Annotated in this window: 16 protein-coding genes; 9 read left to right on the forward strand and 7 right to left on the reverse strand. The window is 50.9% G+C overall.

What is annotated here, in order from left to right; translation table 11 throughout:
* Position 1: 1 nt before the first annotated feature.
* The 7 genes from ACR9Y8_RS02400 to ACR9Y8_RS02430 all read right to left on the reverse strand — a co-directional run bounded on the left by ACR9Y8_RS02400 (position 2) and on the right by ACR9Y8_RS02430 (position 6,334).
* Positions 2-973, reverse strand: a complete 972-nt coding sequence (locus ACR9Y8_RS02400) for a polyprenyl synthetase family protein (RefSeq protein WP_481211627.1) — start codon at positions 971-973, stop codon at positions 2-4.
* A gap of 214 nt (positions 974-1,187) precedes the next feature.
* Positions 1,188-2,822, reverse strand: a complete 1,635-nt coding sequence (gene rnr / locus ACR9Y8_RS02405; RefSeq protein ID WP_481211628.1) for a ribonuclease R — start codon at positions 2,820-2,822, stop codon at positions 1,188-1,190.
* Positions 2,768-3,244 (reverse strand): hypothetical protein, encoded by a 477-nt coding sequence (locus ACR9Y8_RS02410; RefSeq protein ID WP_481211629.1) that lies wholly within the window; start codon positions 3,242-3,244, stop codon positions 2,768-2,770. The genes rnr and ACR9Y8_RS02410 overlap by 55 nt, the downstream gene beginning before the upstream one ends.
* 24 nt (positions 3,245-3,268) lie before the next feature.
* On the reverse strand, positions 3,269-4,333 hold the full coding sequence (gene lpxK, locus ACR9Y8_RS02415; protein WP_481211630.1) for a tetraacyldisaccharide 4'-kinase: 1,065 nt from the start codon (positions 4,331-4,333) through the stop codon (positions 3,269-3,271).
* Complete coding sequence (locus ACR9Y8_RS02420; RefSeq protein WP_481211631.1) at positions 4,330-4,914, reverse strand: 5-formyltetrahydrofolate cyclo-ligase; 585 nt, start codon at positions 4,912-4,914, stop codon at positions 4,330-4,332. Before ACR9Y8_RS02420 ends, lpxK begins: the two co-directional genes overlap by 4 nt.
* Positions 4,915-5,063: 149 nt before the next feature.
* Positions 5,064-5,693, reverse strand: coding sequence for a dethiobiotin synthase (gene bioD, locus ACR9Y8_RS02425; protein ID WP_481211632.1), 630 nt, complete (start codon positions 5,691-5,693; stop codon positions 5,064-5,066).
* An 89-nt stretch (positions 5,694-5,782) separates the two neighbouring features.
* Positions 5,783-6,334 carry a Uma2 family endonuclease gene (locus ACR9Y8_RS02430; RefSeq protein WP_481211633.1) on the reverse strand — a complete coding sequence of 184 codons (552 nt, stop codon included), beginning with the start codon at positions 6,332-6,334 and terminating at the stop codon, positions 5,783-5,785.
* Between the two features lie 132 nt (positions 6,335-6,466).
* Here ACR9Y8_RS02430 and ACR9Y8_RS02435 point away from each other — a divergent pair, with 132 nt between their 5' ends.
* From ACR9Y8_RS02435 to ACR9Y8_RS02475, 9 genes are all read left to right on the forward strand, one after another.
* Positions 6,467-7,825 (forward strand): pyridoxal-phosphate dependent enzyme, encoded by a 1,359-nt coding sequence (locus ACR9Y8_RS02435; RefSeq protein WP_481211634.1) that lies wholly within the window; start codon positions 6,467-6,469, stop codon positions 7,823-7,825.
* 8 nt (positions 7,826-7,833) lie between these two features.
* Complete coding sequence (locus tag ACR9Y8_RS02440; RefSeq protein ID WP_481211635.1) at positions 7,834-8,646, forward strand: ABC transporter substrate-binding protein; 813 nt, start codon at positions 7,834-7,836, stop codon at positions 8,644-8,646.
* A 538-nt stretch (positions 8,647-9,184) separates the two neighbouring features.
* Complete coding sequence (locus tag ACR9Y8_RS02445; protein ID WP_481211636.1) at positions 9,185-9,613, forward strand: QcrA and Rieske domain-containing protein; 429 nt, start codon at positions 9,185-9,187, stop codon at positions 9,611-9,613.
* Positions 9,614-9,755: 142 nt separating this feature from the next.
* Positions 9,756-10,823 (forward strand): class II fructose-bisphosphate aldolase, encoded by a 1,068-nt coding sequence (gene fbaA, locus ACR9Y8_RS02450; RefSeq protein ID WP_481211637.1) that lies wholly within the window; start codon positions 9,756-9,758, stop codon positions 10,821-10,823.
* Between the two features lie 317 nt (positions 10,824-11,140).
* Positions 11,141-11,989, forward strand: coding sequence for an acetyl-CoA carboxylase, carboxyltransferase subunit beta (gene accD / locus ACR9Y8_RS02455; RefSeq protein ID WP_481211638.1), 849 nt, complete (start codon positions 11,141-11,143; stop codon positions 11,987-11,989).
* Between the two features lie 166 nt (positions 11,990-12,155).
* Positions 12,156-12,593 carry an SsrA-binding protein SmpB gene (smpB, locus tag ACR9Y8_RS02460; protein WP_481211639.1) on the forward strand — a complete coding sequence of 146 codons (438 nt, stop codon included), beginning with the start codon at positions 12,156-12,158 and terminating at the stop codon, positions 12,591-12,593.
* 35 nt (positions 12,594-12,628) lie between these two features.
* Positions 12,629-13,768, forward strand: a complete 1,140-nt coding sequence (locus ACR9Y8_RS02465; protein WP_481211640.1) for a tetratricopeptide repeat protein — start codon at positions 12,629-12,631, stop codon at positions 13,766-13,768.
* Positions 13,769-14,084: 316 nt separating this feature from the next.
* Positions 14,085-18,767 (forward strand): hypothetical protein, encoded by a 4,683-nt coding sequence (locus ACR9Y8_RS02470; protein ID WP_481211641.1) that lies wholly within the window; start codon positions 14,085-14,087, stop codon positions 18,765-18,767.
* A gap of 8 nt (positions 18,768-18,775) precedes the next feature.
* Positions 18,776-20,857 (forward strand): hypothetical protein, encoded by a 2,082-nt coding sequence (locus tag ACR9Y8_RS02475; protein WP_481211642.1) that lies wholly within the window; start codon positions 18,776-18,778, stop codon positions 20,855-20,857.
* The last annotated feature ends 11 nt before the right edge of the window (positions 20,858-20,868 follow it).

Genomic DNA, 20,868 nt, shown 5'->3' on the forward strand with positions numbered 1-20,868 from the left:
ATCATTGCTGACGGCTCAGTAAAAAATCGGCCAGCTCCCTCAGCGGCTTCTTACGGGTAGAGATCACCGCAATATCTTCCAGGTTGTTAAAAGCCTGCTGCTGGAAACGCTCCTTCTCTTTTTCTGCCCAGCTATCCACCTTACAATCATGGAACAGCTGCAGCATCTGGTCTACCTTATCATCCGGCGATGTGCCCAGCAGCTCCTTCAAACGGGTTCGCTGCGCCGGGTTGCACAGCTCCAGGGCTTTCAGCAACAAAAAGGTCTTCTTATTGGCCAGGATATCGCCGCCCTGCTTTTTCCCGAACTTCTCCGGGTCGCCGAAAGCGTCCAGGTAATCGTCCTGTATCTGGAAAGCGATCCCGATGTTCCTGCCAAAATTGTAAAGGTGCGCCTGGTTCCCCTCGCTGCCGCCCCCGATAATGGCGCCCATTTGCAGGGAAGCCGCCAGCAGTACGGAGGTTTTCAGCGCGATCATGTTTACGTAGTCGTCATATTTTACCTGGCCCAGTTCCATCCCCTCCAGGTCCATATCCAGTTGCTGTCCTTCGCAAACCTGGATGGCCGCCCGGTTAAAAACGCTGAGGAGCTTATGCTTGTAACGGGCCTGTACCTTGTTCAAATGCTCATATACATATACCAGCATAACATCCCCCGCCAGGATGGCGGCCGGGTCTCCGTAAATGGTGTGCACGGTAGGATTGTTCCTGCGCAAAGGCGCCTTGTCCATAATATCATCATGTATCAGCGTGAAGTTATGGAACAGCTCTACCGCATTGCCCGCATGCCAGGCATCTGCATGAATGTCATCGAACAGCTCATTGCCCATCAGCGCCAATACCGGCCGTATACGCTTCCCTCCTATCCTCAGGATATGGGTGGCGGCATCATACAGGGATGCGGGCTGCTGTGGAAATTGCTGTTCATCAAACTGTTTTACGAATTGTGCAATGAGTTCTTGAAAGGAATGCATGGTGTAATATGAAATGTCGTCTTATGTTGAAGTTATATATTAGTCGTAAGTCGTTAGTCGTCAGTCGTTAGTCGTTAGTCGTGAGTTGTCAGTCGTCAGTTGTTAGTTGTCAGTTGTCAGTCACTACCCTCATTAATCCGCTTCAATCACTTACGACTAATGACTTACGACTAACGACTAACAACTGACAACTGACAACTAACAACTGACAACTCTACTTACTTTTCGTCTTCTGCGCCCTGCCCTTACCCGGCTGCTTCGCCTTACCGGCTTTCTCTTTTTTCCCTTTCACCGGCTTGCCGGGCCTACCCGCCGGCGCCAGTTCTTCGGCAAGATCGTAATCCAGCTGCCGTTTAGCCATGTTGGCCGCCAGCACGCGGATCATCACTTTATCGCCTATACGGAACTTGCGGCCTGTGTGCAGGCCGATCAGCGCATACTCGCTTTCATCATGTTTGAATTCGTCTTTGGTCATCAGGTTGTGGATGCTCACCAGGCCTTCGCATTTGGTGGCCACAGTCTCTACCCAGAACCCGAAATGCGCAACACCGCTCACTACACCCTCAAAGGTCTCCCCGATGTATTGCTGCATGTATTCTACCTGCTTGTATTTGTTGGCAGCTCTTTCTGCATCCATGGCCTTGCGTTCCATCTCAGAGCTGTGCTTGCACTTCTTTTCCATGTGCTTGTCCGGCTTGATATCATTGGCCAGGCATTGGGCCAGCACACGGTGTACCAGCACATCCGGGTAACGGCGTATAGGCGAGGTGAAATGGCAGTAATGCTCAAAGCCCAGACCGTAGTGCCCGATGTTATCCGTGGTATAGATGGCCTTGGCCATGGTACGGATCCCGATCGTTTCCAGTACATGCTGTTCCGGCCTGCCTTTTACCAGCTGCAGCATTTTGTTGAAAGAGCGCGCAATAGTATCCGGGTTATCCAAATCAAACTTGTGCCCGAACTTATGGGCAAATATGGAGAACACCTTCAGCTTTTCCTCGTCCGGCGTATCGTGCACGCGGTAAGGAAAAGGCACCGGCTGTTTATTGAACTTTATTTTGGATACGTATTCTGCCACCGTACGATTCGCCAGCAGCATAAACTCTTCTATCAGCTGATGCGCTTCCTTGCTTTCTTTGATCACGATGCCAACCGGCCGCCCGATTTCATCCAGCTGAAAGCGCACTTCCTGTGAAGAGAAATTGATCGCCCCTTTATCAAACCGCTCCTTGCGAAGCAGCTGGGCTATTTTGTTCAGCAGCAGCACTTCTTCCTGGTAAGGTCCTTCCCCGCTTTCGATGATGTCCTGCACCTCTTCATACGTGAAACGATGTTTGGAATGGATCACGGTACGGCCCAGCCAGTGCTCCTTGATCTCGCCTTTTTCATTCATCTTGAATACGGCAGAGAAGGTGAGCTTATCTTCATGCGGGCGCAGGGAGCACAGCTCGTTGGAGATCTTTTCCGGCAGCATCGGCAGCACACGGTCCGGCAGGTATACTGAAGTAGCCCGTTTATCAGACTCTTTATCCAGCGCAGTATCGGGCAGCACATAATGGCTCACATCTGCGATATGGACGCCTATTTCGTAATAGCCGCCTCTTAGCTTTTTGATGGAGATGGCGTCGTCAAAATCTTTCGCATCAACGGGGTCGATGGTAAAGGTCAGCTGTTTGCGGAAGTCTTTTCTTTTTCGTACCTCCGTGGAAGTGATCTTCTTTTCGATCGCCGCCAGCTCGGTCATTACCTCTTCGGGGAAATTGAGCGGAAAACCGCTTTCCACCAGGATCTCCTTCATGGCCAGGTCATTGGTATCGCTGGCGTCCAGGATCTCCACGATCTCTCCCACCGGCTTGCGGGTCTTCTCCCCCAGGCCACAATGCGTACCACGGCTTTATCGCCCGTCTTGGCCTCGCCAACAGCATTGGCCGGGATGTATATATCAGGCACGAAGGCGCCTTTTTCAGGCACCAGGAATGCGAATCCCTTGTTCACTTCCAGGGTGCCCGTAAATTCTGTCTTTTTTCGTTTAAGGATGTCGGTTACCACGCCTTCCATGCGGCCCATGGTTTTGCCCTGCTGCTTGACCACGTTCACGAGGACTTCATCCCCGTCCAGCGCGGTATTCAGGTTTTTCTGTTTCACCATGATGTCTTTGGTGAGGCCCTCCACGATCACGAAGGCCATTCCCGAACGGGTTACCTCCACAAGGCCCCGGAAACTTTGCTGCGGGCTTCCACCGCCTTTCTTAGGTCTTTTCTTTTTTGTCATCTCATGTCCCATTAAATGAACGCCTTACGTAGCTGCCCCTTCTATATAGTCAAAAATATAATTATTAAACGAATTCCCTTCCCCGAAAAGAAAAGATATTTCCACCGGTATCACGGCGATCTGTAAGCCAAGCTGCTCCAGGCGGGCCTGCAGCAAATGCAGCCGAACCGCATCTTTTTCTGTGGTAACCACCAGTTTTTCCTTACCCGGCAGGCCCTTCAGTTCCCGTTCTATCTTTTCCAGGTCGCTGTTACTGTAGTAGTAATGGTCCGGAAAAGGCAGCAGGAACACTTCCGGGTACTGCTCCTTCAAATGCTGTACCAGGGGAGCCGGCCTTGCAATACCGCATACCAGCAGGATAGATGCATCCGGTCCGGGCTTTACGGGCTGACCGCTCAGCATATCATACAGCATACCGTACTGCAGGCAGGTGAAGAACAATCCCTGGTGCGGCAACGGCGCTATTTCGCGTTCCAGGGCCTGTTTTTCGGATTCCGGCATATTAACCGGGCATTTGGATACGATAATGATATCAGCCCGTTCATAACCTTTACGGCCCTCCCGCAGGCGGCCAAAGGGCACTACATGATCGCGGGTAAAAGGCCGGTTATATTCGGTAACGAGGATGTTTTTGCCCGGTTTGATGGAACGGTGCTGAAAGGCATCATCCAGCAATATCACCTGGGTTTCCTGCCTTTCCCGCAGCAATTCCGGTACCGCCAGCATACGCTCCTCTCCCACGCAAACGCTGATATCGGGGAACTTCTGGTGAAACTGCATCGGTTCATCGCCCAGCTGAGCGGCGGTGCTCTCTTCATTGGCCAGGAAAAAGCCCCTGGTCTTGCGGTTATAGCCACGGCTCAGGGTGGCTACGGAAAATCTTTCTTTCAGCAGGCGTATGAGGTATTCCACATGCGGCGTTTTACCGGTGCCGCCAACAGACAGGTTGCCTACGGCGATCATGGGAATGTCAAAGCTCACGGCGGTGAGCGTACCGCTATCGTATAGCCGGTTCCGTATCCACATCACCAGTCCGTACAACAGGGAAAAAGGATATAGTAAAATTTTCAGGTATTGCAGTGCTTTCATGGTATGTTCGAAAAGTGATAGATGTTTTCAGGTGTAACAACGGTATGCAGCGGCACATCCCGTGGGTCAGTATCCGTGATCAGGTCAACCGGTTCAAATAAAGACAGGCCGATGGTTCTTACGCCGGGACGGCATTGTTTCAGGAAACGGTCATACATGCCTTTGCCATACCCTACGCGCTGCCCCGTTTTGTCAAAGGCCAGCAGCGGCACAAATACCAGGTCCAGTGTTTCCGGCGCTATCAGCGTGCCGCCCACCGGCTCCGGGATGCCGTATTTGCTTTTCACCAGGATGGTATGCTGGTCCCACAAATAATGCTCCATCTCGCCGGTAGCTAAAAAGGCCCTGCCCAACACCCACCGTAAAGCAGGATAGGCTGTCCGCAGCCATTCTATGATGGGCCAGGTGTTCACTTCTTTCTTCTCGGTAATGGGCAGAAAGACATGCACCCAATGCACATGGTCGAAGCACAGCTGGCGGCAGTGGTGCAGCAAGCCTTCGTTCAGCGCGGCTGCTTCTTTTTCATGAAGATTTAAGCGGCGCTCAAGGAATTGTTTTCGTATGTGCGTTTTAGTATACAACCAACAAATAGTATTGTTTGAAGTTTGAGGTTTGAGGTTTGAAGTTCGTTAGAAGTTAGATGTTTTGATTAGTGGTCCGTCTATCAGTTATGAACCTTTAACCTTCAACGAACCTCAAACCTCAAACCTCAAACCTCAAACTTTAAACCTCAAACCTCAAACCTCAAACCTTTTGCTTGTACTTTCACAAAGTCTTTATCTATCTTCTCCCCCTTCTCAATCCTTCCCAGCTTCCTATACCCACTCCACTTCACCACCTCATCCTCATTTGTATGATACTCCCCGCTGAAGATCCACCCCAGCACCGGCACTTCACTTTGCTGCAATACCTTTGCCGTCAGCAATGCATGATTAATGCTCCCCAGGTAGTTCTGCGCCACGATGATCACCGCTGCTTCCAGGTCCCTGATCAGATCCAGCGTGAACACCTCTTCATTCAGCGGCACCATCAAACCGCCCGCACCTTCTATGACCAGCGGCCTGTCGGCCGGCTGTATGATCTTCGCCTGCTGCAGGATAGGCGCGGTTTCAATACGCACCTGTTCCAGCCGGGCCGCCAGGTGAGGCGAAGCGGGCTCGTACAGGCAATATACTTCTTTATGGCATACCGACACCGCATTGGAAAGCAGCGCTTTCACGGTTTCCGTATCCGTACCATCCTCCAGCCCTGTTTGCACGGGCTTCCAGTAATCCGCCTGCAATGCCTCCGTCACACAGGCAGCTGTGAGGGTTTTTCCCACGCCGGTGCCTATACCGGTAATGAATATCCTTTTACTCATAACCCGGCAAAGATAGCGGATGATAAATTGTTAAGAGAGAAAGTTTGCTTAAGATGCGAACAGATCGCTGATGGCAGGAAGGAGCAGGCTCAGAACCGGAATGACGTGTGCAGAAGGGCTGATGGGATAGCACCGTAGGCTAAAGCAAGCTCGCGATAGGCATTATCAGCCAGCTCATAACCCCGTACGGCTTTATCTTTGGGGTTCACGATCCAGTATTCCTTCACGCCGCAACGCTCGTACACCCGCTTCTTTTCGTGCTCATCATACTTGCCGGTGGCCGGCGACAGCACCTCAATGATCAAATCCGGCACGCCATGGATGCCATCCTGTTTGATAATGTGCATCCGCTCAGTGCTTACGAATACAATGTCCGGCTGAAATACATTGTGCTCATCCAGGTAAACGTCGTACGGCGCAATACGGACTTTCCCAAGCCGGTGCCGTTTTACATAGGTCGCCATCGACAGGAAGATCTCGCCGATCGCCACCTGGTGCACATCCAGTAGTGAAGGTGACATAACCAAATGATTGTCGATTAATTGAACTAAAGTGCCCTCCGGAAGTCGTTTGAAAATATCCATCATGTCTTTTTGGGGCGACGTAGAACGGGAGGGCTTAGGCACTCTCAAAGCTCGCATGGTTAGTTTTTTTAAATGTTACTTATTGCTAAAATACAAATTTTTATTTAGCAAAAAAACGGCCACTGCAGCATTTGCTTATCTGCCCGCTCCGATTTTTTCCCTTAAATTCGCCGGAGTTAACACTGATATATGAAGTTTTGTAACAACATTCTGGAAACGATAGGAAACACCCCGTTAGTAAAACTGAACCGAGTAACCGCAGCTTTGCCCTGCCCTGTTTTTGCCAAGGTGGAATTCTTTAACCCCGGCAACTCCATTAAAGACCGCATGGCGGTAAAAATGGTAGAGGTGGCCGAACAACAGGGATTGCTGAAACCCGGCGGCACCATCATTGAAGGCACCTCCGGCAATACCGGTATGGGCCTTGCACTGGCCGCCGTGATCAAGGGCTATAAATGTATCTTCACTACCACGGATAAACAGTCCAAAGAGAAAGTGGACATCCTGAAAGCAGTAGGCGCAGAAGTGATCGTTTGTCCCACCAACGTGGAGCCCGATGATCCCCGTTCCTACTACTCCGTAGCACGGCGCCTGTCCAAAGAGATCCCGAACTCTTTTTACATCAACCAATATGATAACCTCGCCAACCGCGAAGCGCATTATGAGCAAACCGGCCCTGAAATATGGGAACAGACAGACGGCAAGGTAACCCATCTTGTAGTGGCCACGGGCACCGGCGGCACCATCACCGGCGCTGCACAGTTCCTGAAAGAAAAGAACCCGGCCATCCAGGCATGGGCGATCGACAGCTACGGCTCGCTGCTGAAAAAATACCACGAAACCGGCGAACTGGATATGAGCGAAGTATATCCTTACATCACCGAAGGCATCGGGGAAGATTTTGTGCCGCAGAACTATGACATGCGCTTAATAGACCGCTTCGAAAAAGTGACAGATAAAGACGGCGCCATCATGGCCCGCCGTATCGCCAAAGAAGAAGGGATCTTTGTAGGATATTCCGCCGGCTCTGCCATTTCCGGCCTGCTGCAGCTGAAACAGCACCTGAAGCCAACAGACCTGGTAGTAGTGGTCTTCCACGACCATGGCAGCCGTTACGTTGGAAAGGTATATAATGATCAGTGGATGATGGAGCGTGGCTTCCTGGATGTGAAGACCGTAAAAGACGTAGTGAACGCCCGCCGCAACCTGCCGCTGGTAACCATCGGCGCAGAAGAAAAAGTAAGCGACGCCATTGCCAAAATGAAGAAATTCGAGATCGAGCACATCCCCGTGCTGGCTAATAACGAGATCATTGGCGCCGTATCAGAGGGCGGGCTCTTTAACAAGCTGATAGATGACGCCCACCTGAAAGACGCCCAGGTTAAACAGGTGATGCAACCCGCCTTCCCGCAGGTAGGCATGGAAACGCCCATTGAAAAGCTGGCTGCTTACATCAACAAGGAGAACGGCGCTGTGCTCACCAAAGATGAAAGCGGCAGCTATCATATCGTTACCAAATACGACATTATCCAGGCGCTGGGAAGCTAAAGCATGTGATGGAAGTGCGCACTTACATAGACCAGCTGCAGAATACCGTTCATATTCCCCATCCGCCGCGGCGGATCGTGTCCCTGGTGCCTTCGCAGACAGAACTGCTGTACCACCTGGGCCTCGACGCCGAGGTGGTGGGCATTACGAAATTCTGCATCCACCCGGAGCATTGGTTCAGGCAGAAAACCCGTATCGGCGGCACCAAAAGCCTGCACCTGGACCAGATCAAAGCCCTGCAGCCGGACCTGGTCATCGCTAATAAAGAGGAGAACGAACGGAAACAGGTAAATGCCCTCATGGCAGACTTCCCGGTCTGGACCAGCGACATTCACTCCCTGCCCGATGCCCTCAGCATGATCCAGGAGCTGGGCGAGATCACCGGCCGTCCCGAACAGGCCCTGCAGATAAGCGCCCAGATCAGCCAGCAGTTTAGCCTGCTTAACGAAAGCCTGGCATTGAGCACCCGCCCGCGGCAGGCCGCCTACTTCATCTGGCGCGATCCCTGGATGGTAGCCGGCGGCGATACCTTCATTAATACCATGCTGGAGGCAACCGGGCTGCAAAATATCTTCTCCGGTATGCGCCGTTACCCGGAAATTGCCCTCTCCCAGCTACCCGAAGCCTTTAGTACTACACCGCCCGCCCATCAGTTTGTGCTCTTGTCTTCAGAACCCTACCCCTTTAAGGAACGCCATATCGATGAGATCCGGGCTGTTCTTCCTGAAGCGCAAATACTGCTGGTAGACGGTGAAATGTTTTCCTGGTACGGCAGCCGCCTCCTGCAAGCCCCGGGCTATTTCAGGCAATTGTTCCTTTAGTGTTTTCCGCATCTTTCCTTAGTTATTCCCTGGTCTTTTCCGCGACTTAGCTTAGTGTTCCTTTAGTCCTTCCTTAGTGTTTCTAAAGACTTAGCTTCGTGTTACTTTAGTGATACCCGTACTAAAAGCGCATACAAGCTTGGGTAAAAGCGCATGCCTTCCTGGGTAAAAGCGTATGAGCATTGCCTGGAACCTGGATAAATACACCCGGATTACGTATCTGTATCATAAAAAAACAGTAACGATATAGTATCTCTTATAAGAGTTACTATATCGTTACTATATCGTTACTTTATCGTTACTATATCCGGGGAGGCAAGTGCTATTGTCTGGTCCTGAAATCACTATACTGGTGAAGAAATAATCCTGCTACCGGCTATACCGCCGGGCAGTTCTAAAGGCGAAACTAACAATTAACAACGCTCAGATCAAAACTGTTTAAACGGGCAACCCTTCCGCTGTTGTGCCCGTAAACATAATGGAGTACAAAATACTATTTATTCCGCTAACGCATATTTCACACTAAACCTACAACAACATGGAAAGAAGGGAGTTCGTCAACAATCTGGGAATGGTACTGGCCTTAGCGTGCGCCGGTGGATTAGCAGCCTGCAGTAAGAACAGCGCAGATGCGCCGAACCCGGGCGGCGGTGGCGGAGGCTTCTCCGCCAACCTGGGTTCGGAACTAACGAACGTAGGCGACTACAAGATCGGCAGCGGTGTGATCGTGATCCGGGTAGCAGCGGGCAACACGCCTGCTTCTTTCGCTGCGCTCTCCAGCACCTGTACCCACGAAGGTTGCACAGTAGCCAAATTTAACAGCTCCACCAACCTCATAGAGTGCAATGCTCCCTGCGGGCACGGCAGCCGTTACACCACCAGCGGATCTGTAAATACAGGTCCGGCAACCAGGGCACTGGCCCAAAAAACAGTGACAATCGATGGCACTACGCTGACCGTCAGCTAAAGTAAAAGCTAAACAAAACAAAACGTAACAAAGCAAAACCTGCCTGCGCCCGGCCGGGTTTTGCTTTTTATTTTTACGCTTTGCTTTTTTACTTTTACTTTTATCTTTGCCCTCCGTAAACTAGTAAACAACCAAAAAGAATATGGGAAAATACAGAGCCGGCGTGTTATTCGGCGAAGAGCTGGAAGCGCTGTATAATGATGCTAAAGCGAATGCATTTGCTATGCCTGCCGTGAACGTGGTGGGAACTAACTCAGTGAACGCAGTATTAGAGACCGCTGCAAAAGTGAACTCCCCGGTTATTATACAGTTCTCCAACGGTGGAGCACAGTTCTTTGCCGGGAAGGGAATGCCGAATGATAAGCTGCAGGCAAACATCGCCGGCGGTATCTCCGGCGCCAAACACGTGCACGAAGTGGCCAAATATTACGGTGTACCCGTAGTATTGCATACAGACCACGCTGCCAAAAAATGGCTTCCCTGGATCGACGGCTTACTGGACGCGGGCGAAGCGTTCATGAAACAGACCGGCCAGCCCCTTTACAGCTCCCATATGCTCGACCTGTCTGAAGAACCGCTGCACGAAAATATTGAGATCTCTCATAAATATTTCCAACGCATGAACAAGCTGGGTATGTCCATCGAGATCGAACTGGGCGTAACCGGTGGTGAAGAAGATGGTGTAGACAACTCCGGCGTAGAGAACTCCGCTTTGTATACCCAGCCGGAAGATGTGGACTATGCTTACGAAACACTGAGCCAGGTAGGTTCCCGCTTTACAGTGGCAGCCGCCTTCGGTAACGTGCACGGCGTTTACTCTCCCGGTAACGTGGAGCTGCGCCCTGAGATCCTGAAGAACAGCCAGGATTTTATCCAGCAGAAGCATAAAACAGCCGCTAAACCCGTATACTACGTGTTCCATGGCGGTTCAGGCTCTCCCAAGCACCAGATCAGCGAAGCGCTGGGCTACGGCGTGATCAAAATGAACCTTGATACCGACATGCAGTGGGCTTTCTGGGAAGGCGTTCACGACTACTACGAAGCTAAAAAAGGTTATCTGCAGGCACAGCTGGGCAACCCGGAAGGCGCAGATAAACCCAACAAAAAATACTATGATCCCCGCGTATGGCTGCGCAAAGGCGAAGAAACCTTTGTAAAGCGTCTCGAGGAAGCGTTCAACGACCTGAACTGTATCAATAGGAATGCTTAAAATTAGTTGACAGTTGTCAGTTATCAGTCGTTAGTCGTTAGTCGTTAGTCGTTAGTCGTAAGTACCAACCGGGCTGACAACTGTCAACTGACAACTGACAACTAGCGACTAATGACTAACGACTAACGACTAACAACTGACGACTTAAAGCCCCGGTGTTTAAACCGGGGCTTTATTATTCAGCAAACAACATATATAAAAATACCATCCTATCTATTGGTTGTCAATTTCTTTTCCCGTAATATTGCGAAACAGGAAAAGTGCGTGTGAATTTAATTCGTATCTTGCACCACTATTTTTTAACCTAACGAAAAAATATGTCTAGCTGGTTTAAGCGCATTAAACAGGGCATTTCAACGTCTACTAGTGAAAAGAAGGAAGCACCGGACGGATTATGGCACAAATGTCCTAATTGTAAGAAAACCACCACTGTAAAAGACCTGCGGGAGCATTTCTACGTTTGCGATAAATGTAATTACCACAACCGTATCAACTCCGCAGAATATTTTGAGATCATATTTGATGAAAACCAGTACGAGGAGCTTTTCCCGAACATCTACCCGAAAGATCAGCTGGGATTCCAGGACCTGAAGCCCTATGCCGACCGTTTAAAGGATGCCCAGAAACGCTCAGGCCTGAAAGACGCCATGCGGGTAGGCGCAGGTAAAGTACTGGGGAACGACCTGGTGGTAGCCTGCATGGATTTCGCCTTCATCGGCGGCTCCATGGGCTCAGTAGTAGGAGAAAAGATCGCAAGGGCCATCGACCATTGCATAGCACATAAAATGCCCTTAATGATCATCTCCAAATCAGGAGGCGCCCGTATGATGGAAAGCGCCTTTTCCCTGATGCAGATGGCCAAAACATCCGCCAAGCTCACGCAGCTGGCGCATGCAAGGTTGCCTTACATTTCCCTGATGACAGATCCCACCACAGGCGGCGTTACGGCTTCCTACGCCATGCTGGGTGACCTTAACATCGCGGAACCCGGGGCACTCATCGGTTTTGCCGGTCCGCGTGTGATCAAGGAAACGATCAAAAAAGACCTCCCCGAAGGGTTCCAGAGCGCGGAATTCCTCCTGGAACACGGCTTCCTCGATTTCATCATTGACCGTAAAGAACTGAAACAAAGGCTGGCAAATGTATTGCAGCTTTTTAAACACTAATAAATATGTTTGAGGTCTGAAGTTTGAGGTTTGAAGTTCGTTAGACGTTAGAGGTTTAAATTAGCAGTCCGGCTACAATTTATGAACCTGTAACCTTCAACGAACTTCAAACCTCAAACTTCAAACCTCAAACCTTAAACTTGTTTTCTCCCATCACAATTTTTAAATGGCAGAATTAAAGAACAGATCGGCTTATTTCGAATACGCAATAGAAGATAAATATATTGCTGGGATGGTATTGACCGGAACCGAGATCAAATCCATCCGGGCCGGGAAAGTGAGTTTTAATGATGCCTTCTGCTATTTTTCAAAAGGTGAGCTGTGGCTGAAAAGCCTGCATATCGCCATCTATTCTCATGGTACCTATGCCAACCATGACCCGCTGCGCGAACGCAAGCTCCTCCTCACAAAAAGGGAGCTGCGCAAAATGGAGAATAAACTGAAGGAACGGGGCTATACCATCGTGCCCCTGCGCATCTTTATCACAGAAAAGGGACTTGCCAAAATGGAAATTGGCCTGGGTAAAGGTAAGAAGCTGCATGACAAACGCGAAAGCATCAAGCAAAGGGAAACCGAAAGGGAGATCCGGCGATTTGTGAAATAAGCGCCGGGAATGCAAACTATAAACCACAACCGTTCATGCGTAACTATGCATGGCTGGCAACAGCCGCTATCCTATTCCTCTTTACCTCCTGCAAGTCAGGTGAAAAACTCTTCAACCAGGGCCGTTATGACGAGGCCGTAGCCGCCTTCGTTAAAAAACTGCAACGCAAACCACAGGACGCCGTCGCCCTGCAATTACTGCCCAAAGCTTACGAACAGTCCATGCGGCTGCATGAAGACAAAGTAAACGGCTACCTCCGTTCAGACAACCCGCTCAAATGGGAATCTGTCAGACGCGAATACCGCTCCCTGCAGCACCTGTATGATATCATATACGCCTCCCCCGCTGCGCAGAAAGTAGTACAGCCGAAGGATTATCGCGACGCCATTACCGGCGCACAGGAAAGCGCCGCCCAGGTACGGTACGAACGCGGGATGGAACTGCTGGACCGGGGCGATAAACCCAGCGCCCGCGACGCCTACGAAGAATTTGCGGCCGCCCTTAAAATGGTGAACAACTACCGCGACTCCCGCCAGCGGATGGACGAAGCCTTCGCCCTGGGCACCGTGAACGTGCTGATAAGCCGCATCGACGTACGCAGCCCTTACTACCAGTTCAGTGCAGACCAGTTCCGCGATGCCCTGGTACGTAACCTCCAGCAGCGCAGCATTAACCGCTTTGTGAAATTCACAGACGAACGCTTTGCCCGGAACCAGGACATCCGCCCGGACGAATCCCTGGAAATGCAGTTCTATGATTTCGAAGTAGGCCAGACCTATGTAGACCGCCTCCAGCGTGAAGTATCGAAAGAGATTGAAACCGGCTCCGTAAAAGATACCAGCGGTAAATTCATCAAAAAGTATGAAACCGTAAAAGCCACCATCTATATCGTTAAAAAGACGGTCGTTTCCCGCGGCCTGCTGGACTACCGCATCGTTGACGTGACCAACAACCGCGTGCTGCGGCAAGACCGGATCCCCGGCAGCTATACCTGGCTGAACCAGGTAGGCACTTTCCGTGGCGATGAACGCGCCCTCAGCGATGAAGATAAACGCCAGATGGGCGGCGTAGACGCCCCTCCGCCCCCGCCACAAGAGCTGTTTATGCTGTTTACCAGGCCTATTTATGACCAGCTGGCGAGGGATTTACAAGGATTTTACAGTCAAGTCAACTAACGTAGGTTTGAGGTCTGAGGTTTGAGGTCTGACGTTCGTTAAAGGTTCCAGGTTCATAAATAGTAGCCCAGCTGCTAATCAGGACTTCTAACCTCTAACGAACTTCAGACCTCAAACCTCAGACCTCAAACGTTAAACTTGCTTTCTTGTCCCCTTAACAATTAAATATTTTCTTTAAATTGTTAAAAACTGTAATATTGCACCCAAAATAACCGGAAAGAGCGAGGGAGATATTACGACCTTTACGAGCAGTGCACACCGATCATGTAGTATAGCCCCCACCTGCTAACCGCCTATACCCATACCCTATTTGCCTATGGTCAACTGTTACCCGAGCAAGTACCATTACTGCTATGCCTATGTCCTTGCCACAATACTGGCTTGCTGGTCATTGATCGCCCATGCAAATGAGCGCGATTCCCTGCAACGCCCGCAGCCGGTGATACCAGCCATCACTGCCTACACCGCTACGGAAACACGCAGCTTCCCGGAAATAGACCGGCAGCTGGCCACACAGCTCATACCCGCTCCTGCAAACGGCCTCTTTACCGCCGAATCCCTGCAAAGCATGTATGCACCTGATTCCGTTACCAATGGTTACCGGGAACAGGCCAAGGCAGAATTCCTGAAAATAAACAAGGAAAACCGCTACGTAGATGCGCTCACACCAGACGACCTGAATGAGCTGCCCATTGGTCTCTCTAAAAGGATCAACAATACGAAGGTGGAGATCGCGATCAGCAACGCCATCTTCCATCCTACCTATGCAGAGCTTACGGTGTATGCAAAAGTGGAGATCCCCCAGAACCCAAAGGAGATCTTCTTTGGCCTCAAAGGGCTCAAGCTTTCCTATAGCGGCGGTATTGTAGGCGATGCCAAACTGGTATTGCTGGGCAATGTGCCCATCCCTATCAACGGAGGCACTGCCGCCGTAACGCTGAAAGGCGCTATGGACATGCAAACCGGGCAAGGCACTGATCTTACCTACGTTACCATGGATTGTAACGGCTTCAAAGAGCTGGGCATCACGGCGGAAATAAAGTTCCCCCGCACCATGCTGGTGCCATTGAAGTCGGACGGTGAAAGGAACATGGATAGCACTGCCTATGTAAAAGCAGATTTCCACACCATTGCAAGTGACTGGAACGATATACTGGTGGAGCTTAACCTTCCCGCCTTTGAGATCGCCCCGCTGAAAGGCGTCGGCTTTCATATTAAAAATGCCGTATTTGATTTCAGCGATATTCGCAACTCACCAAACGTCGTATATCCGAAGGGGTATGAAGACAAATACATGCCTGCAGAAGATCCTAATCTCTGGCGCGGCGTATATGCAGACGAGATAGAGGTCACACTGCCCAAACAGTTTATGCGGCGGCAGGAATCCGGTAAGCGGGTCTCCTTTGGCGCTCATAATATGATCATTGACAGCCACGGATTTACCGGCTCCTTCTTCGGCAATAATATCCTCCCGGATGGTACTGCTGCCGGATGGCGTTTCTCAGTAGATCGCTTCAATATAGACCTGGAAGCCAATCACCTGGTAGGCGCAGGTTTCCAGGGCATGGTAGGCCTTCCGATCGCAGAAGCTCCGCTGGGCTATACGGCTATTGTTACCGCGGATAATGAATACATCCTGAAGCTCAATACCATTGATACGATGCGTTTCAATGTGTGGAAAGCCCGCGCAGAACTGGAACCCAATTCCTGGGTACAGCTGAAGCTGGCCAGCGGCCGCTTCGAGCCGGAAGCCATGCTGCATGGCCGCCTGATCATCTCCGCCTCCACCAAGCAGGACGACAAAGGCAAGCCGGTGGCTGTCTTTAAAGGCATCATCTTCAAAGACCTGCATCTGCTCACCAAAGCGCCCTATCTCACTACCAGCTATTTTGGATATAAAGAGGAGAACACCGTGTCCAATTTCCCGGTGTCCATCACCGAGATCTCACTAAAGGCGATGAACGGGGAAGCCTCGCTCACCTTTGGTGTTCGCGTGAACCTCATGGAACAGAACTTCGCCGGTGATACGAAGATCGCCATCATCGGAAAGTTCGATGAAAAAGAAGGCATCCAAACCTGGAAATACGATAAGCTGAAGCTGGAAGAGATCCACATCAATGCAAAAGTTTCCAAGGCCCTCACTATTGCGGGTACACTGAAAATATATGAGGATGACGAAGTGTATGGCGATGCCATCAGCGGCGAAGTGAAAGCCAACTTCATGGAAGATAAAGTGAAGGTGGAAGCCCGCGCTATGTTTGGCAGCAAAGACTTCCGCTATTGGTATGTAGATGCGAAGGCCAGCTTTAAACCGGGCATTCCCATCGTACCGCCGGTTAACCTCACGGGCTTTGGCGGCGGTGCTTATTACCGCATGAAGAAACTTGCACCGGATGTGCTGGCGTCTCCTTCTCCCACCGGTATCAATTATGTGCCGGATGAGAAGACTGGCCTCGGTATCAAGGCAGCAGTGCTGTTCAATATCTCTGAGGACAAGGTAGTTAACGGAGAAGCCTCCTTCGAAGTGGCCTTTAACAGGAGTGGCGGCATCAACTTCATAGGCTATTATGGCTATGCCTCCATTCTTAATGTGCTGCCCAACCTGGAAGGAGATATCAACGGTTACCTGGGCAAACAATTCGGCAAACTGGCAGCGCAGGAACAAAAGCTGGCGACCGAAATGGGCGATGCCGGTGAAAAGCTGATGGCCATGAAAGTGTCCAATCCATCTCAGGCAGCAGAAAAAGTTGCCGGAGATGATTATAAAGCAGGTGAAAGCGGGCTCTCTGCCTATGTAGGCATGCAGTACGATTTCACCACCTCTACCTTCCATGCCAATTTTGATCTGTATGTAAATATAGCCGGCGGTATCATGACCGGCAACGCCAGCGGTAACCGCGCAGGCTGGGCCGTAATACACGTTGCTCCTGATGAGTGGTACTTCCACATGGGTACACCCACCAACCGCCTGGGCATCAAGTTGGCAGTAGCTGGTATTTCCGTTAAAACAACGTCCTACCTGATGGTAGGCGATAAAATACCCGGCTCTCCCCCACCTCCGCAGGAAGTGGCAGACATCCTGGGCATGGATCTGAGTGAGCTGGATTACATGCGTGATCTCAATGCGCTGGGCGATGGCCGCGGCTTTGCATTCGGCTCCAGCCTCAGCGTAGAAACAGGCGATATCACCTTCCTGATACTTTATGCCAATCTGAAAGCCGGCTTAGGTTTCGACATCATGCTGAAAGACTATGGCGATGCACATTGTGCAGGCAAATCAGAAAAGATCGGTATGGATGGATGGTATGCTAACGGTCAGGCCTATGCGTATTTACAGGGTGAGGTGGGCGTAAAGGTGAACCTGAGGTTCATCAAGGCGCGCATCCCGATCATATCCGGTTCAGCAGCCATGCTGATGCAGGCTAAACTGCCTAATCCCACCTGGATGAAAGGTTATATGGCCGTTAAATTCAGTGTGCTGGGCGGCCTCGTAAGCGGCAATATGCGCATGAAGGTTAGCATAGGAGATGAATGTGAGATCGTTACCGGCGCCTTAAGCCCGGTGGATGTAAAGATCATCTCCAGCGTTACGCCTGCCAAGAATGCAACGGATGTAGATGTATTCAGCGCTCCGCAGGCAGCATTTAATATGAAGATAGGTCAGCCTTTCGATGTAGACGATGACAATGGTACAAAAACCTACCGTGCCAAGCTGCTGACCTTTGTTGTAAGGGATAACGGGGCCATCATACCTGGTAAGCTGGTATGGAACAGCAATAACGATGCGGTGTCTTTCTACTCACAGGAGGTGCTGCCTCCCAAGAAGACGCTCGAAGCGACGGTGAAGGTAACGTTTGAAGAGCTGGTGATGGGTAGCTGGCAGACCGTGTATATGGACGGGCAGCAGAGTGAAGAAGTGGAAACTGTGAGCTTCACTACCAGCACGGCTCCGGATTATATTCCGCTGACCAATATCGCTTATTCATACCCGGTAGTGGACCAACGGAATCTCTACAAAGAGGAATACGGCAAAGGGATGATCAACCTGAACAGGGGCCAGGCTTACCTGTTCGATAAGCGCTGGCGGTACGAGATCCGCCTTACTGATGCGGGCGGCGGCATTATCAAAACGGGCATGCAATACGACAGTGTTGCGCAACTGCTGAGCTATGAGCTTCCTGCACTGAATACCAGCAGCCAGTACAAGTTTGATGTAGTGGCCATTCCGCCGGGAGCAAGCAGCACTGATACGGTAGTGGCTTACCAGAAGACTGATGCCGGTGAGGATGGCAGCTATACCGTTGCCAATAACCAGGCACAAAGCGTAACCCGCGGCGATGTGATGAAATCCCTGATGAACTATGGATTCCGTACCAGCAAATTCCGCACCTTCTCTGAAAAGATCAACGCATTGCACCGCGTAGATGCTTTGGCAGAAGACGTCATTACAGATGCGGTACGCCTGATAGCGGATGTTGGGCAGTATGAAGGTTTTGAAGTGGCAGAGCTCACGGGCACCGGCTACAGCGGCTACAACCCGCTGGTGAATGTGGAAGCAGTGATGGAAGACGCCTATTACAACGCTGATATCAATCCCTTGCTGTATAGCCGCTATCCTATTGATCAGGATATACATATTGTGAACCGTAACCCGGATGAGCTGGGACTGGTACCTTCCAAAGCATTCATCGTAATGCCGAGCTACCTGGCCGAAGCCAGCACCGGGGACGTGAAGAGCTGGGTGAAGACCAGGTTGCCCTATCAATACAACCTGCCACTGATCTACAAACAGGACTTCATCGATCTGCAATACCAGGTGGTGAACAAATACCTGTATTCACCAAACAGGCAGCAGTTCGACTACCTGATCAGCGGGCATTTCCCCTTCATCCGTTACGGAACGTACAAGGTAAAATACCAGTACGTGCTGCCAGATGGCACCCGCACCAGCAATGCGGTATTTGATTACCAAAATCCGCTTAAAACAAGAGCTTACTGATAGACACTATGCGCACGCGACTCTTCATCATACTGTTACCGCTGTATTTTGCCGTGATCACTACGGCAGGCGCCCAGCGTAAAGACTCTTCAAAGATTTTCGTCAGGGCCAGCGCACAGGAACATGGCATCAAGCTACGCTGGGCGGTGAACACCTCCCGCGCCTGGAAGCTCAGCAACCAGTACGGTTTTGAGATCACCCGCTTCACAGTGCTCCGCAACGGCAAAATGCTGGCTACTCCTGAAGCAAAGGTGCTGAATAGCATTCCCCTGAAACCCAGGCCGCTGAATGATTGGGAGGCTATTGCACAGCATGACCAGTATGCCGCGGTAATAGCACAGGCCTTATATGGAAAAGACTTTGAAGTGAGCGGCGGAGGCAATAACGGGATCGCACGTATCATGGCACAGTCGGCAGAGCAGGAACAACGTTTCGCCTTATCCTTATACGCAGCAGATAATAGTTTTGACGCAGCTGTTATGGCTGGCTGGGGCTGGGAAGACCGCAGCGCCAGGCCCGGTGAGAAATACCTGTACCGTATCCGGTCCCTGGTGCCGCCAGCCCGTTTGATGATCGACTCTTCCGGCGCATTTATCGGCATGGATGATCATGAGACCCTGCCAGTGCCTGGTGACGTGGGCGTTGTCTTTGGTGATAAGCATGTCATCCTCAGTTGGGACTACAGCATACTGCAGCGTTATTATAACTCCTGGATAGTGGAACGCTCAAAAGATGGTGGACAGCATTTTGAGCGCGCTACCGCTATGCCCGTTACCAATTTAAATAAGAAGGAGAAGAAAGCCTCCCCACGCATGTATTACATCGATTCTCTGTCAGACAACAATACCGTTTATCAATACAGGATCAGGGGCGTTTCCTCTTTCGGCGAAACAGGCCCTCCCTCCCCGGTTTCAACAGGTAAGGGCAAAAATATGCTGCTCTATACGCCCAACATCCGCAGCAATGAGATCAGTGAGCATGGAAAGATGGTGCTTAACTGGGAGTTTGAAGAGGCTGGCAATGCATACATTACAGGCTTTGCCCTTAACCAGGCCAGCCGCGAGAATGGTCCTTATAAAACAGTGCTTACCAATATTGCGCCTAACCAGCGCAGCCTGGAATATAGCCAGCTGATGCCGACCAATTACTTTACCATTACGGCCATCGCCAAAGAAGGGGAATCAAGTACTTCCTTCCCGGTGCTGGTACAACCGGTGGATTCTATTCCGCCTGCACCGCCGGCAGGCCTTGCAGCGACGATCGACAGCAGTGGTGTAGTATCCTTGTCCTGGAAAGCCAATACTGAAATGGACATACTGGGCTATAAGATCTTCCGTGCTTCCAGCATTGGAGAAGAGCTTTCTCCGCTGGTGGATACCGTTTTCTTTAAAAACAGCTTCCGGGATTCAGTTACTGTGAAATCACTCAACAGCAGAGTATACTATGCAGTAACGGCGCTGGATAAACGATATAACCAGTCCGGCTATTCTGCTGTGATCGAAGTAAAGAAGCCTGACCTGATCCCGCCTTCCTCACCCATATTCAGCGGGTATAAAGTGGAAAAGGGCAAGGTAATGCTTAGCTGGGTGAACAGCCATGATGAAGATGTAGCAGCGCATCTGCTGTATCGGGAGAACCATACAGACAGCACTGGCAAATGGGTGCTGATACAAAGCTTCCGCAATGGCGCGCAAATGTACACAGACCCTACCGCTGCCGATGGCCTCACCTACAGTTATCTCATACTGGCTAAAGACAGCAGCGGCCTTGAATCGGTTCCTGCACAACCGCTTACGGTAACCATCCCGGCAGACCCGCGCAGTATTGCAGTAAAGACGCTCAACGCCAGCGCCAACAGAATGGACCGCTACATCGAGCTGTCCTGGAAGGACGATAGCGACGGCGTTACAGAGTACCAGCTCTACAAAGGGATGGAAGGCCAGCCGCTCACCCTTTGGAAGATCGTTCCAGCGGGCGCCAGGAGAGTAACGGATGAATCACTGAAAGTAAATACCACTTACGAATACGGTATACGGGCTGTTAATAACGGGCTGAATGGCCCCTTGAAAAAAGTAAAAATAACTTACTAAATGTATAGCAC

It is taken from the genome of Chitinophaga sp. SVR4-12A (genome assembly GCF_056754765.1).